Origin of the sequence: Schauerella aestuarii, assembly GCF_009866805.1 — a bacterium.
Taxonomy (GTDB): domain Bacteria; phylum Pseudomonadota; class Gammaproteobacteria; order Burkholderiales; family Burkholderiaceae_B; genus Schauerella; species Schauerella aestuarii.
This window is the reverse complement of record NZ_SIZW01000042.1, coordinates 176,981-191,866: the sequence shown is the minus strand read 5'-3', so window position 1 is coordinate 191,866 and position 14,886 is coordinate 176,981. Positions and strand designations below refer to the sequence as shown.

Annotated in this window: 11 protein-coding genes; 5 read left to right on the top strand and 6 right to left on the bottom strand. The window is 62.1% G+C overall.

The window, feature by feature from the left end:
- Window positions 1–45: 45 nt before the first annotated feature.
- Window positions 46–801: a glutamine ABC transporter substrate-binding protein GlnH gene (gene glnH, locus EYW45_RS15975; RefSeq protein ID WP_161136431.1), complete on the bottom strand. Its 756-nt coding sequence runs from the start codon at window positions 799–801 to the stop codon at window positions 46–48.
- A 315-nt stretch (window positions 802–1,116) separates the two neighbouring features.
- On the opposite strand from glnH, the gene EYW45_RS15970 reads away from it, so the two are divergent.
- Window positions 1,117–2,061 carry a DMT family transporter gene (locus EYW45_RS15970; RefSeq protein ID WP_161136430.1) on the top strand — a complete coding sequence of 315 codons (945 nt, stop codon included), beginning with the start codon at window positions 1,117–1,119 and terminating at the stop codon, window positions 2,059–2,061.
- Between the two features lie 81 nt (window positions 2,062–2,142).
- On the opposite strand, the gene EYW45_RS15965 is transcribed toward EYW45_RS15970, so the two are convergent.
- Entirely contained in the window at window positions 2,143–2,814 is a 672-nt protein-coding gene (locus tag EYW45_RS15965; RefSeq protein WP_161136429.1) for an ABC transporter ATP-binding protein, read from the bottom strand.
- On the opposite strand from EYW45_RS15965, the gene EYW45_RS15960 reads away from it, so the two are divergent.
- Complete coding sequence (locus EYW45_RS15960) at window positions 2,813–3,496, top strand: arylesterase (RefSeq protein WP_161136428.1); 684 nt, start codon at window positions 2,813–2,815, stop codon at window positions 3,494–3,496. The two genes, EYW45_RS15965 and EYW45_RS15960, sit on opposite strands and share 2 nt — an antisense overlap.
- Window positions 3,497–3,754: 258 nt before the next feature.
- Here the strand turns inward: EYW45_RS15960 and EYW45_RS15955 are convergent, their stop codons facing one another.
- Window positions 3,755–5,773 carry a SurA N-terminal domain-containing protein gene (locus EYW45_RS15955; protein ID WP_202444760.1) on the bottom strand — a complete coding sequence of 673 codons (2,019 nt, stop codon included), beginning with the start codon at window positions 5,771–5,773 and terminating at the stop codon, window positions 3,755–3,757.
- Window positions 5,774–5,894: 121 nt separating this feature from the next.
- Here EYW45_RS15955 and ugpQ point away from each other — a divergent pair, with 121 nt between their 5' ends.
- Both ugpQ and EYW45_RS15945 read left to right on the top strand, forming a co-directional pair.
- Window positions 5,895–6,650, top strand: coding sequence for a glycerophosphodiester phosphodiesterase (gene ugpQ, locus EYW45_RS15950; protein ID WP_161136426.1), 756 nt, complete (start codon window positions 5,895–5,897; stop codon window positions 6,648–6,650).
- Window positions 6,651–6,666: 16 nt separating this feature from the next.
- Window positions 6,667–7,524 carry a 23S rRNA (adenine(2030)-N(6))-methyltransferase RlmJ gene (locus EYW45_RS15945; protein ID WP_161136425.1) on the top strand — a complete coding sequence of 286 codons (858 nt, stop codon included), beginning with the start codon at window positions 6,667–6,669 and terminating at the stop codon, window positions 7,522–7,524.
- A 116-nt stretch (window positions 7,525–7,640) separates the two neighbouring features.
- Here EYW45_RS15945 and EYW45_RS15940 read toward each other — a convergent pair whose 3' ends face one another.
- The 3 genes from EYW45_RS15940 to EYW45_RS15930 are packed head-to-tail and all read right to left on the bottom strand — an operon-like array spanning window position 7,641 to window position 13,765.
- Window positions 7,641–9,275, bottom strand: coding sequence for an efflux transporter outer membrane subunit (locus EYW45_RS15940; RefSeq protein WP_161136424.1), 1,635 nt, complete (start codon window positions 9,273–9,275; stop codon window positions 7,641–7,643).
- A complete protein-coding gene (locus EYW45_RS15935) occupies window positions 9,272–12,493 on the bottom strand; it encodes an efflux RND transporter permease subunit (RefSeq protein WP_161136423.1) in 3,222 nt (1,073 codons plus the stop codon). The genes EYW45_RS15940 and EYW45_RS15935 overlap by 4 nt, the downstream gene beginning before the upstream one ends.
- A gap of 12 nt (window positions 12,494–12,505) precedes the next feature.
- Entirely contained in the window at window positions 12,506–13,765 is a 1,260-nt protein-coding gene (locus EYW45_RS15930; RefSeq protein ID WP_161136422.1) for an efflux RND transporter periplasmic adaptor subunit, read from the bottom strand.
- A 171-nt stretch (window positions 13,766–13,936) separates the two neighbouring features.
- On the opposite strand from EYW45_RS15930, the gene EYW45_RS15925 reads away from it, so the two are divergent.
- On the top strand, window positions 13,937–14,881 hold the full coding sequence (locus EYW45_RS15925; RefSeq protein WP_161137060.1) for a LysR family transcriptional regulator: 945 nt from the start codon (window positions 13,937–13,939) through the stop codon (window positions 14,879–14,881).
- Window positions 14,882–14,886: the final 5 nt, after the last annotated feature.

Sequence of the window (14,886 nt, the reverse complement as noted above, 5' to 3'; positions counted from 1 at the left end):
CGGCCCCGTTCAGACGTTGGCAATGTGCGCCACGTCAGCCCTGAATCAAGGCTGCTTGCCGAACCACTTGGCGTAGATTTCGTCGTACTTGCCGTTGGACTTCAACGTGGCCAGCGCCTTGTTGACGTCGGCCACCAGCGGGCTACCCTTGGGCATCGCGATGCCGTAGAAGTCACCGCTCTTGACCTTGCCGACGACCTTGGTGCGATCCTTGCCGGCCGAGTTCGCGTAGTACTGGACGTTGGGGGTATCGTGGACCGCGGCATCGACGCGGCCTGTAGCCAGTTCGAGATAGGCGTTATCGATGTTTGGGAAGAGCTTGAGCTTGGCGTCGGGCACTTCCTTGCGCAGGAAGTCGACCGTGGCCGTGCCGGTCTTCACGGCAACCGTTTTGCCAGCGAGGCTTTTCGCATCGGTGATGTCGGTATTCTTGCTGCTTACCAGGATGGCCAGACCGCTCTCGTAGTAAGGATCCGAAAAATCGATCACTTTCTTGCGATCGTCACGAATCGTGATCCCTGCCAAGGCGGCGTCGAGGTTCTTGGTCTGCAGACCCGGAATGATGCCGCTGAAATCCATCGGGCGGAACTGATACTTGACGTTCATTTCCTTGGCGATGGCATCCCACAGATCGATGTCGAAGCCGACATACTTGTCGCCTTGCTTGAATTCGAACGGTACGAAGGCCGTATCGGTGGCGACGGTCAGCGTTTTGCCTTGCTGGGCCAACGCGGGCGTGGCTGCGCCAAAAAGCGCGACCGACATGCCGAGCCAGACGGCGGCAACGTGTTTCTTGACCATTAAGCATCTCCTCAATTTGGCATAGGGCCACCCTGCAACGAGGGCGTTCATCCGGCTGTACGCCCTTGTGAGGCGCCAGCATCCGAAAGATGTTACTCCATCCCGCGGGCGGCGCTTCCTACCGATTGCAAGCGTTAACGATTGCCCGGCAGGCTGCAAATCGCGCCCCAATGCTGTGATGCTTTACCGCTAAAGGCTTGCCGAATAAGCGGTTTTGAACGCGCTTGTCCGCGTCGAGATGCCGAGGAGTCGCGCGCCCATCCCGCACCAGCCGTATCAAGGCGTATCATCACTGCGCATAAAAGGGAGACAGGCATGTCGGCAGGGACTGCTGCGCCAATCGCGCGGCCAGTGTGGGGCATCGTGTGGCTATTGGCCTCGATGGTGATGTTGTCGGTACTGGATGGCACGAGCAAGTGGATCATGGCGGCCGGCGTACCACTGCTGTTTCTGGCCTGGATCCGATACGCCGTGCATTTGGTACTGGTTCTGGCGCTGGTCGTACCGGCCCGAGGCTGGTCCATCGTGCGCACGCGACAGCCCGGACGGCAGTTCGTCCGCGGCGCATTAATGTTTTGCGCCACGCTCTCGTTCTTCACGACGCTGAGCCTGTTGCCGCAGTCGGAAGCCACCGCCATCAATTTCCTTGCGCCTCTTATCGTGCTGGCGGTTTCGCCCTGGGTATTGGGCGAGCAACCGCGCATGTCGCGCTGGGTGGCGGCAGGCGTGGGTTTTGCCGGCGTGTTGCTCATCATCCGGCCTGGCAGCGGTCTGCCCTTGGCTGGCGTGGCCGCCGGCCTGGTCACCGCGTGTCTTTTCGCCGGTCAATTCGTCGCCACGCGACGCATTGCCGGCGAAAATCCGTTCACGTCGTTGATCTGGAGCGGCGGTGTGGGCACGGCCTGTCTGACACTCGCATTGCCGGTGCTCTGGTCCGATGCGATGGCCGCGATCGCACAACTGAGTGCAGGCCAGATCCTGATCATGCTGTCGACCGGGTTCTCGGGCGCGCTGGGCCATTTGTTTCAGATCGGCGCGTATCGGAATGCGCCCGCATCCACATTGGCGCCCGTGCTGTATCTGCAGATCGTGACGTCTACCGCCATGGGCTGGCTGGTGTGGCGGCATTTTCCAGATGCGACCACGTGGCTGGGTATTGCCGTGGTCTGTGCAAGTGGGGTAACCATCAGCCTGCTCGAATGGCGCCGCGGTCAACGCCTGCGCCAAGTGAGTGGGGCAAGCACCCAATCGTCGCATTGAGGTGCCCAATCGCCGTCGTCAGCCGTGTACATGCTTCGCCAACGCCGCCCGCGGTGCTTAGGTGCTTAGGTGCTCAGGTGCTCAGGTGCTCAGGCGACCCGCCTTCAGCACGATCTGCTCGGCGCAGCGGGCGGCAAGCTGGGGATCGTGGGTCACCAGCACCAACGTTGTGCCCTGCTCGCGGTGCAAGGCAAACATCAAATCGATCACCGTTTCGCCCGTCGCCACGTCAAGGCTGCCGGTGGGCTCATCCGCAAACAACAGCGCCGGTTCGACCACGAATGCACGCGCAAGCGAGACGCGTTGCTGTTCGCCGCCCGATAGCGTGCGCGGATAGTGATGCAGCCGCGCGCCCAGCCCGACCCGCTCGAGCATGGCTTCAGCCGACGCGCGGGCGGGCTTCCCAGCCAGTTCAAGCGGCAGCATGACGTTTTCGAGTGCCGTAAGATTGGGGAGCAGCTGGAACGATTGGAAAACAAAGCCGACGTGGCGGGCGCGCAATTGGGCACGTCCATCCTCATCCAATGCGAAAAGATCTTCCCCGGCCAGGTGAACGCTACCCGTTGAGGGAACATCCAGGCCCGCCAGCAGTCCCAACAAGGTACTTTTGCCCGAGCCCGAGCTGCCGACGATGGCCACCGCCGCGCCGGCCTGGATCGTAAAATCGATGCCTTCAAGGATCGACAGCGAACCGCCCGCATCGGCCACTTGCTTGCCCAACCCCTTTACTACGATCGCGTTGCGACTATCCATGCGCCTATTCTTCCGTTTGCTTTGCCGGACCAGCCTCTCGGCCGTCCTGCTGTTGTGTGCTTATGTTCCCGCTTCCGCTCAGACCGCGTCTACCGCCAGCGGTTCCCGCGATACCGCCAGCATGCGCAACGTGCTCGTGGTGGGCGATAGCCTCTCTGCGGAGTACGGCCTGCGGCGCGGCTCGGGCTGGGTGCCCTTGATGGCGCAACGCATGAACGAACAATACCCTAACTATCGTCTGATCAATGCCAGCATCAGCGGCGATACCACCAGCGGTGGCGTTTCACGCATTGGCCCCCTGCTCGAACAGCACAAGCCGGCAATCGTCATCATCGAACTCGGCGGCAACGACGCCCTTCGCGGCCTCGCGCTGGACATGACCCAGAACAATCTGACGACCATGGCCGAGCAGGCACGCAAGGCCGGCGCGAAAGTCATGATCGTCGGTATGCAGATTCCGCCAAACTATGGCCGGGCTTACGCCGATCGTTTCCAGGGTTTGTTCGCCACGGTGGCCAAAGCCCAGAACGCCACCTTCGTGCCGTTTCTGCTCGAAGGAATGGCCACCCGTCGCGAGTGGTTTCAGGCCGACGGCATCCATCCCAACGAAGATGCCCAACCGACGCTGCGCGACAATGTCTGGCCGGTGCTCGAACCGATGCTGAGCAAGCAAACGGGCTGACACGAGGCTTTCATGCAATGCCGTACCTGACGTCATGCCGCAAACAATGTGATCGCCCACCCAAGGCGATCACTGCAAAAAAGGCGCTTCGAACGAAGCGCCTTTTTCTTTTCGGAGGGTGAGAAGTACGGTCCATTTGACCTGCCTGCCGGCGTAGACCGCACGGTTTGTCAGCCGGAAATCATCGCCGAACCATCCCTCTTCGCGGTGGCAGGTGGCAGGTGGCAGGTGGCAGGCACCCTCACCCGCCGATCCCGATCAGCCTTCGGCCGTCGCTTCACCCTTGATGATGCGTTCGGCTTCCGGCGTGATCTTGACCTTGTACTGCTCGCGCAGCATGCGGATCACGGCCGCGTCTTCGGCTTGCGCCCAGGCATCGTTCAACTGCTGAGTGAGCATGGCTTGAGCCTGCGCGTCGGGCTTGCCGGCGCTGACCGATTCCAGGCGGACGACAACGTAGTCCGACCCATCCGCCACGCCGGTGTAGGCCGGTACGGGCGTGACGGGCAACTGAACGACTGCATTCAGCACGCTTTGCGACAGGTCGCCGGCTTCGCGGCGCGACACCATTTGCGTGGGGCCGAAGCCCGCAGGCACGGTCACAACGGGCGACGTGCGCAGCGTCGCCAGTTCGGCCTCGCCTGCCTGCTTGGCGGCTTCGGCAGCCTTTTGATTACGCAAGGTGGTGCGCACACGATCGGTCACGCTGGCGAGCGGCGGCACCTGTGCGGGCTTCAGTGCATCGAGACGCACCACCACCATCTTGTTTGCCGCCAATTCGATGACGCCCGAGTTGAATTTCTCGCGCAGCACTTCGTTGGAGAACAATGCCTCGCGCACGCGCGGGCTGCTCAGGATGTCCGCGTCGCGGCTGGCAGCGGCGGCGCCTGCACCGGCCTGTTCGGCAGGCAACAAGCCGTCGCGCGTGACACCCGTTGCCGTGCGCACCTTCAAACCCGCAGCTTCGGCGGCCGGCTCGAGCGAATCGCGCTGATCGTTAACCTGCTTGGTCAGCGTGGTGGCCATCTCAGCAAAGCGCTTGGCACCCTCCTGTTGCTTGATCTCGGCAATGATGGTGTCGCGCACGTCGGCCAACGGCTTGATCGTCGGTGCTTCAACGGCCGTGACTTTCAACACGTGATAACCGGACGGGCTTTCGACGACACCCGACACCTGGTCGAGCGCGAGGCTGTTGATGGCCGAATCGAGCGCCGGCGGCAGCACACCCTTGACGATCCACCCCAGATCGCCACCATTGGCGGCCGAACCGGCATCCTGCGAATTCTGGCGTGCCAGATCGGCGAAACCGGCGGGATTGGACGCGGCCTGCGCGGCGAGTGCCGCAGCTTTGCCTTGCGCCGTCTTGCGCACGTCGGCCGATGCGCCTGCGGGCACTTGAATCAAAATATGGCTGGCGCGGCGGCGCTCCGGCTGACCGAAACGGTTTTGATTTTGCTTGTAGTACGTGGCGATGTCGGCATCTTTGACCTCGATACCCGCCGTTGCGGCAGCCTCGTCCAGCACCACATAGCGTACCGATGCGTTCTCGGGAATCTGCAGGGCTTGCTGATTGGCGTCGTACCAGGCCTTGATGTCCTGATCGGACACGGTCACGCGGTCGCGATACGCGGCGGCATCGAAGCGGCGTGTCTGCACCGACCGCGTTTGCGTGAGTGCGCTATCGACACTGTTGGCCACGGTGGTCGGCACCCGCGCCGACTGACCCACGGGTTCGATCACACGCGCCACGGCCAGATCCCGGCGCATGCCGGCTTCGAACTGGGCGGGCGACATGCCTTGCGAGGCCAATACCTGACGGTAGAGCTCGGGCGAAAAACGGCCATCGTCCTGCACAGCGGGAATCGAGGCGATCGTGTTGCGCAACGTTTCGTCGGAGACCGAGAAACGGTTGTCGATCGCGACGGCGGCCAGCAGACGCTGGTCGATCATCTGATCCAGCAACGCCTGGCGGCTTGCGGGTGTATCGAGGCGGGCGGCGTCGAAACGCTCGCGCATGCTTTGGCGCAGGCGCTCGAGACGGTCGCGGCGCACGGCATCGAAATCGGCCTGGCTGATCGCCGACTCGCCAACAACCGCCATATCCGGCGCCTTGTTGACGAAACTGTCATAACCCTGAATCCCGACCAGGAAAAAGGACGGCACGATCAAGACCAACAGGATGACTTGCATCCAACGTCGGTGGTTGCGAATAAAATCGAACAATTGAAGTCCCTGATCCCGCGCGTTGACTGAACCCCGCGCGGCAATAAAGCGCATAAAAAAAGGCGAACCCCGAATCGTATCCGCCTCGTCCCCGTACCGGTGTGAACCGTTTAGCCGGGGCAGTTTACCATTTTCGACTGTTTGCTCCGCTCATCTCTCAACAGGAATGACCCGCATGTCCGCACCCGCATTCGACTGGCCCTATCCCGCCCTCATCGCCCACCGTGGCGGCGGGCGTCATGCGCCCGAAAACACCCTGGCCGCAATGCGCCTGGGGGCAAGCGAGGGGTACACCTTCGTCGAATACGACGTCAAGCTCACCCGCGACAACATTCTGGTGCTGATGCATGACGACACCGTAGACCGTTGCACCAATGGTCAGGGGCGCGTGGCCGATATGACGTACGCCGAACTGTCGCAACTCGACGCCGGCAGCTGGCATTCGCCCGCATTCGCCGGCGAGCGCGTGCCCACATTTGAAGCGGTCGTGCAGTTTCTGCTTGCCAATGGCATTGCCAGCAATGTCGAGATCAAGCCGTCGCTCGGGCATGAAGCCGCCACCGGTACCGCCGTCGCATTGGCCTGCCGCGCGCTGTGGGCAGATGCAAGCGTGCCGCCGCTGCTGTCGTCGTTTTCCGAGGTGGCACTGGCTGCCGCGCACGTGGCCGCGCCCGAATTGCCGCGCGCCCTGCTGCTCTCCGAACCCACGGCAGACTGGCGCGAACGCCTGGTGAAGTACGACTGCGTTGCACTGAACATCAATCAAAAGCGCGCGACGCCCGAGCTGATCGCCGCCGTGCACGATGCCGGCTATCGCATGGCAGCCTATACCGTGAACGACGTGGCGCGCGCAAAACAGTTGCGCGAATGGGGCATGGACGGCATTTTTACCGATGAGCTCGTCGCGATGCGCGACGTGGCCGGTCGTTGACGGGTAGACTGCACGCATGTTTAGTTACCGCCACGCCTTTCATGCCGGCAATCATGCCGACGTTCTCAAACACGCCATCTGGGTTCATATCCTTGACTATATGAACCGCAAGGATGCCCCGTACTGGGTGGTCGATACCCACGCGGGCGCCGGGCGCTACACGCTCGATAGCGACTGGGCGGAAAAAAATGCCGAGTTCGCCGACGGGGTCATGCGCCTCTGGAATCGCAACGACCTGCCGCCACTCTTTGCGGCCTACATCGCCCGCCTGCGTGCGGTCAATCGTGGCGAGGGTCTGCGCCATTATCCCGGCTCGCCCTGGTATGCCCTGCATAGTCTGCGTGAGCACGACCGCTTGCGATTGTTCGAGCTCCACCCCACCGAATCCGAAGTGCTGCTGGCCAACCTCGAGCGAGAAAGCCGCAGCGCCATTCGCCAAACCACCATCTACGCCACTGACGGCTTCGATGGCCTGAAAGCCATGATGCCGCCGCCCACGCGCCGCGGCGTCGTGATGATCGACCCGTCATACGAAGACAAACGCGACTACCGCCGCGCCTATCTGGCCGTGAAGGAAGGCCTGCAGCGCTTCGCCACCGGCACGTTCGTCGTCTGGTATCCGATGGTGCAGCGCCTCGAGTCGTCCGAGATCGGCCGGCATCTCGAAAAGATCGAGGCCAAGAGCTGGGTGCACGCCACGTTGAGCGTGCGCAAGCCTTCCCCCGATGGTTTGGGTCTGCATGGCAGCGGAATGTATATCGTCAACCCGCCGTACACCTTGCACGACGAGTTGAAGACTGCCCTGCCCTGGTTGACCAAACTGCTGGCGCAGGATGAGCGCGCCGTTTACACGTTGAACGGCAAGGCCGGCTGACCGCCGATACGCGACTAAAGCGACAAGGAAAGCGACAGAAAAAATGCCGCGTGGCCGATAAGGCTTCACGCGGCATTTTGTTAGGCGACCGTTCAGATCGCGCAGTCATCAAGCCATCAACGGCCCGACGTCGGCTGCTGCACGCGCGTGACCGAGCCGGGCTGCGGGCGCATGTAAGACGACGATGTCGACCCAGCAGGACGCTGTGCCGGCGTCGACGACGAGGTTGCCGGCGCGTCCGTAACCGTGCCATTTGCGGCGGTGCCAGCCGCGGCCGTTCCGGGTGCAGCCGCCGATGCCGGCGTGCGTTCCGTCCAACCACCGCCCAACACCTTGTACAACGTGATCAGATTGCTGATCCGCGACAGTCGCGTGGTGACGAGCGTTTGCTGCGCGTCATACAGCGAGCGCTGCGAATCCAGCAGCGTCAGGTAATTGCTGATGCCGCCGCGGAACAATTGGTCTGATACATCATAGGCACGCTGCGTCGCGGCCACCAGCTGCTCTTGCGAGCGAATCTGCTGATCGAGCGTGCCGCGGCCCGCCAAGGCGTCCGCCACTTCTCGAAAGCCCGTTTGAATCGTGCGTTCGTACTGGGCGATGCGCGCGTCTTTCTGAATCTCGGCCACATCGAGGCTGGCGCGCAACTGCCCGCCCGCAAAGATCGGCACCGAGATCAATGGACTGAACGCCCAGGTGCCCGAGCCGGCCTTGAACAACCCATCCAGACTGGAGCTGGACGTGCCGCCGCTCGCGGTCAACCCGATACGTGGGAAGAACGCCGCGCGTGCCGCGCCGATGTTGGCGTTGGCGCTCATCAACTGATGCTCCGCCGCACGCACGTCCGGACGACGGGTAAGCAGATCCGAGGGCAAGCCGGCGGGCAAGGCCGTCGGCAAGGCGTTGTCGTCCAGGCGATTGGCCTGTTCGAGCGCACGCTCCATGTTGTCGTCCAGCGGCTGGCCCAGCAACAGCACCAGTGCATTTCGATCGTTGGCGACCTGACGGGTGTACAGCGCGTAATTGCGCTCGGCCGTGCGTACCGACACTTCGGCTTGGCTCAGGTCCAGGGCGGTGTTCACGCCGCCGTCATACCCCTGGAGGGTCAGATCGTAGGATTGCTTTTGCGTGGCCAGCGTTTCTTCGGTCAGGGCGAGCAATTCCTGGTCGGCGCGAAACGTCATGTACGCGTTGGCGACTTCGGCGATCAGCGACAGCTGCGTCGCTTCACGCGTATCTTCCAGACCGAAATATTCTTGCAACGCCGCATCGCTCAGGCTGCGAATCCGGCCAAACAGATCCAGCTCCCAATCCGAAAACGACGCGCCCACGCTGTAAGTGCGGCTCGTGCTCGAATTGCCGGAAATCGACAGATCGCCGGGCGTGCGCTGGATATTGGCCTGTCCGCCCACCCCGACGCTGGGGAAGAGATTGGCGCGCTCGATCCGGTACTGCGCCTGGGCCGACTCGACGTTGAGCGCGGCAATGCGCAGATCGCGGTTGTTGGCCAGGGACATCTCGATCAATTGCTGCAGCAGCGGGTCGGTGAAGAACTCGCGCCAGCCGATATCGGCGGTTGCCACGCCATCGGCACGGGCCGCGCTCTGGTCGGGCGCGCCGTACGCCGGGCCGGTGGGGTACGTGCCCGACACCGGCGCCGCCGGACGCTCATAGGTGGGTGCCAGGGAGCACCCGGCCAGGGTTACCGCCAGCGAGGCGGTCCACAGTGATCTCATCGATGACATTCTCATTGCTTTGGTTCCTGCTCGCCGTTCGGGCGATCGCCCTTGCCATGTTCGGCAGGCGCGTCTTCGTTATCCTCGTCGTCATCTTGCTTCAAATGCTTGTCCTGGTTCTCGCTCAAACGCTTCACCTTGAAAAGCGACAGCATGATCACGAAGAACGCCGGGACGAAGAAGATGGCCAGGAAGGTGGCGGACAGCATACCGCCGATGACGCCGGTACCGATGGCGTTCTGGCTGCCCGAACCCGCGCCGGTCGAAATGGCCAGAGGCACCACGCCCAGCGTAAAGGCCAACGAGGTCATCAGAATCGGACGCAGACGTTGGCGTGCCGCGTGCACCGCTGCCTCTTTCAGGCTCGCGCCCTGCTCCCAATGCTCTTTCGCAAATTCCACGATCAAAATCGCGTTCTTTGCGGCAAGGCCGATGGTTGTCAGCAACCCCACTTGGAAATAAACGTCGTTGGACATGCCGCGCAACAGCGTCGCGACCACCGCGCCGATGATCCCCAGCGGCACCACCATCATGACCGCAGTCGGAATCGACCAGCTTTCATAAAGTGCCGCCAAGCACAGGAACACCACGATCAGCGAAATCGCATACAGCATCGGCGCCTGCGAGCCGGACAAACGTTCTTCGTACGACAGACCCGTCCACTCGTAGCCGACGCCGGCAGGCAGCTTGGCCATCAACTGCTCCATCTCGGCCATGGCTGCGCCCGAACTCGACCCCGGTGCGGCTTCACCCTGAATGTTGTACGAGGCAGAACCGTTGTAGCGGTCGAGCTTTTGCGGCCCGAACGTCCATTTGCCGGTGGCGAATGCCGAGAACGGCACCATCTCGCCCGCGCTATTGCGCACGTACCAGCGATCGATATCTTCCGGATTCATCCGGGCATCGGCTTCGCCCTGGATATACACGCGCTTCACACGACCGCGGTCGATGAAGTCGTTGACGTACGACGACCCCCAGGCGGTGGACAACGTGGTGTTGATTTCGGAGATCGATACACCCAGTACAGACGCTTTCTCACGATCGATCGCAATTTCGTACTGCGCCGAATCTTCCACGCCATTGGGGCGCACACGCACCAACGTCTTGCTCTGCGCGGCCATGCCAAGCAATTGGTTGCGCGCCGCCAGCAAGGCCTCCGGCCCCACGTTGGCACGATCGATCAGCTGCAGGTCGAAACCGTTGGCATTACCGAGCTCAAGCACGGCGGGCGGTGCGAACGCAAAGATCTGTGCATCGCGGATATTTTGCGCGAAGTAGCCCGACGCAGCACCGGCCACGGCGCCTGCCTGCAGTGCGGCATCCTTGCGCACCGACCAATCCTTGAGCTTGACGAACATGATGGCGGAGTTCTGACCCCGGCCGCCAAAGCTGAAGCCGTTGATCGCGAGCACCGAGTCCACGGCGTCCTTCTGCTCATTCAACAAATAGGCAGTGGCCTTGTCGATCGATTCCTTGGTGCGCTCGGCGGTCGAACCCGACGGCGTTTGCACCTGAACGAACAGAATCCCCTGATCTTCGTCCGGCAGAAAGCCCGTGGGCAAACGCAGGAACACCCAGGCCATTGCCACCAGCAACACCAGATAGATCAGCATCAGACGCTTCGGACGGCCCAGGCCGCGCGAGACGTTGTTCGCGTATCCGTGGCTCGCCTTGTCGAACTTGCGGTTGAACCAGCCGAAAAAGCCCTTTTTGCTCTCGCTATGCCCTTTCTTGATGGGCTTGAGAATGGTGGCGCACAACGCGGGCGTAAAGATAATGGCCACGCCGACCGACAGCACCATCGACGCCACGATCGTGATCGAGAACTGACGATAGATCACACCGGTGGAGCCACCGAAGAACGCCATCGGCAGGAACACCGCCGACAGCACCATGCCGATACCGATCAGCGCGCCGGTAATCTGCGTCATGGACTTCTTGGTCGCCTGCTTGGGGGTGAGCCCCTCCTCCTCCATCAGCCGCTCGACGTTCTCCACCACCACGATGGCATCGTCGACCAATAGCCCGATGGCGAGCACCAACCCGAACATGGTGAGCGTGTTGATCGAGTAGCCGAAAGCCGCCAGCACGCCGAATACCCCCAGCAGCACCACCGGCACCGCCATGGTCGGGATCAGCGTGGCCCGGATATTCTGCAGGAACAGATACATCACCAGGAACACCAGCACGATGGCTTCGATCAGGGTGTGAATCACGCCCTCGATCGACAGCTTCACGAACGGCGTCGTGTCGAACGGATACACCACGTCCAGGCCGGGCGGGAAATACGGCTTCAGCCCATCGACTGTGGCGCGTACGGCCTCGGCCGTGTCCAACGCGTTGGCACCGGTTGCCAGCTTGATGGCCAGTGCGGATGCCGGCGCGCCGTTGTAGAACGAATCGATCGAATAGTTCTGGCTACCCAGCGATACCCGTGCCACGTCGCCGACGCGCACTTGCGAGCCGTCGGGATTGACCTTGACCAGGATCTTGCGAAACTCCTCGGGCGTTTGCAGACGGGTGGGACCAATCACGGTCGCCGTCAATTCCTGCCCCTTGACCGCGGGCAAACCGCCCAACTGACCGGCTGAAATCTGTACGTTCTGCGCACTGATGGCCGCCGTCACATCGCTGGGCACGAGCTTGAAATTGACCAGCTTCTCGGGATCCAGCCAGATGCGCATGGCATAGGACGACCCGAACAACTGGAAGTCGCCCACGCCCTTGGTACGGCTGATCGGATCCTGGACGAATGCCGCCACATAATCGCTGATGTCTTCACGCGCCATGCTGCCGTCGGTCGACACGAAGCCCAACACGATCAGGAAGTTGGCGGTCGCCTTCGTCACCCGGATACCTTGCTGCTGCACTTCCTGCGGCAGCAAAGCCTCGGCGGTGGACAGCTTGTTCTGAACCTGAACCTGCGCAATATCCGGATTGATGCCCTGCTCGAACGTGAGTTCGATAGTCATGCTGCCGTCGGCGTTACTTTCAGATGTGAAGTAACGCAAACCATCCAGGCCGTTCATCTGTTGCTCGATGACCTGCACGACGGTGTCCTGCACCGTCTTGGCCGATGCACCGGGATAGGTCACCTGAATCGAAATGGCGGGTGGCGCGATGGCCGGGTACTGCGACACCGGCAGCGACCTGATCGATAGCGCACCGGCCAACATCAGCACGATCGCGATCACCCAGGCGAAAATCGGCCTGTCGATAAAAAACTTTGCCATGCGAGAAACTCCTTAGTTCGCTTTGGCGTCGGCGTTGCCGCCCGCACCCTGACCATTCCCTGCGGGCGCTCCGCCCGAAGGTGCGGCGCCTGCGGCACCGGCTGCGGGCTGCTGGCCCGGCTTGGTGGCGGCGTCGACGATCTGGACCTGAGCACCAGGACGCACGGTCTGCAGTCCTTCGACGATCACGCGGTCACCCACCTTCAAGCCATCCGTCACAAGCCATTTGTCGCCGATGGCACGATCGGTCTTCAGATTGCGCAGTTCGGCCTTGTTCTCGGCATTCACGACCAGGGCTGTGGGTTCGCCCCGTTGATTGCGCGTCACGCCACGTTGCGGCACGAGCAGCGCGTTATCGTCCACGCCACCGGGCAGCTGCGCGCGCACAAACATGCCCGGCAGCAAACGGCGCTTGGGATTGGGGAACTCGGCACGGATCAGGACCGAGCTGGTCGTCGGATCCACCGTCACTTCGGAGAACATCAACTTGCCGGGCTGGTCGTAAGGCGTGCCATCTTCGAGCATCAGCGTCACGCGGGCCGCTTGAGCGCCCTCGGCGCGTTGCAGACGACCGGCTGCCAGGTCTTGCTGCAGGCGCAAGAGCTCGATGCTGGACTGCGTGACGTCAACGTAGATCGGATCGATCTGCTGAATCGTCGCCATCGCGTTGGCCTGCTGTGCGGCCACCAGCGCGCCTTCGGTGAAGTTCGAGCGGCCGATCAGGCCCGAGATCGGCGCCAGCACCTTGGTGTAAACCAGATTGATGCGTGCGGTATCCAGGGCAGCCTTGGCCGATTGCACATCGGCGGCCGCCTGATCGCGCGACGCGACCGATTCATCATACGTTTGTTGCGCAACCGCGCGCGTCTTGGCCAGCGGCGCATAGCGCTCGACCAGACGTGCTGCGGTCTTCTGCGTCGCTTGCGCGCGCGCCAGGGAAGCCCGCGCATTGTCGACTTCAGCCTGATAGATTGCCGGATCGATCTGATAGAGCTGCTGGCCTTGCTTGACCTCACCACCCTCGGTAAAGAGCCGCTTTTGCACGATGCCATTAACTTGCGGGCGCACTTCGGCAATTCGGTATGCGGACGTCCGTCCAGGCAGTTGTGTCGTCAGCGCGACGGTTTCTGTCTTCAGCGTGACCACGCTCACCTTGGAGGGCGGCGGTGCCGGCGGCGCTTCATCTTTCTTTCCGCATGCTGCCAATGCGAGAGCCAACACCGACACGCAGGCGACACCCGCCGCCCGCTGAATGACATTATTGCTTTTCATTAGATCCGATCCCAAAACTGCTATCCCGCGCCAGACCGGCGCGTCGCACACACTTGGTGCGCTGCAAAAAGACGCCTATTTTCGTCTATCCCGTTACAGAAACAAAGTGGTAATTCTCGAAAACATAGTTCCATATATGGAATAATCCCAGGCATGAAACGCCTTTACGGAATGGAACTATTTGTTGAAGTCGCCCGTGCGCGAAGTTTCAGCCGCGCGGCGGACGCACTTGGCATGCCCAAGTCGACGCTGTCGCGTCAGGTGGCGGAACTGGAACGGGCGGTGGGCGTGCGGCTGCTCAGCCGAACGACGCGAAAGGTCGCACTCACCGAGGCTGGCGAGCGCTATCTCGAACGATGCGAGCGCATCGTCGCCGAGGCACAGATTGCACATGAAGAACTCCAACACCTGGTCAGCACGCCGACAGGTCCGCTACGCGTGAACATGCCGGCCGATTTCGGGACGGATTTCCTCGCAGCGGCATTCGTGGAGTTCTCCAAGCGCTACCCTGCGGTGACCTTCCATCTGGATCTTGCCGCCCCCGAACATGCCGGACAGGTGTTTCACACGTGTGACGTATCCATCGAGATCGGCGAGCTTCCCGATTCTACTCAGATCGCGCGCCTTCTTGGTGCAATTCCGGCAATGCTCTATGCTGCACCGCAATATATCGCGGTGAACGGCTTCCCTCGTCACCCGGACGAACTCGCCAAACACGAATTCCTGGAGTTTCGCTCGTCGCAGGCCAATCGCGCCACAGCCTGGCCGCTGCGATCGGGCAAGGATCAGGTGATGGTGCAACCGAAAAGCCGCTTTTCCGTCAACAGCATCGCCATGTTGCGCCAACTGGCAGTGCGCGGGGTCGGCATTGCGGGATTGGACGAAGCGGGATGCGAAGCCGAAGTGCGGGCGGGCCGACTGGTGCGCGTGCTGCCAGATTGGCACGGCGGCCCGTTTCCGGTGTATGCCGTTACCGAAACCCGCCTGCTGCCTGCCAAAACCAGTATTTTTGTCGATTTTCTCGCCGAATGGCTCACGCGCCATTGGTCGTTGGGCTCGGGGCCGGCGCTGATCGGGCAACGCCCAAAGATGGCCGCCGTTCGCCAACCCGGCTGACTGCG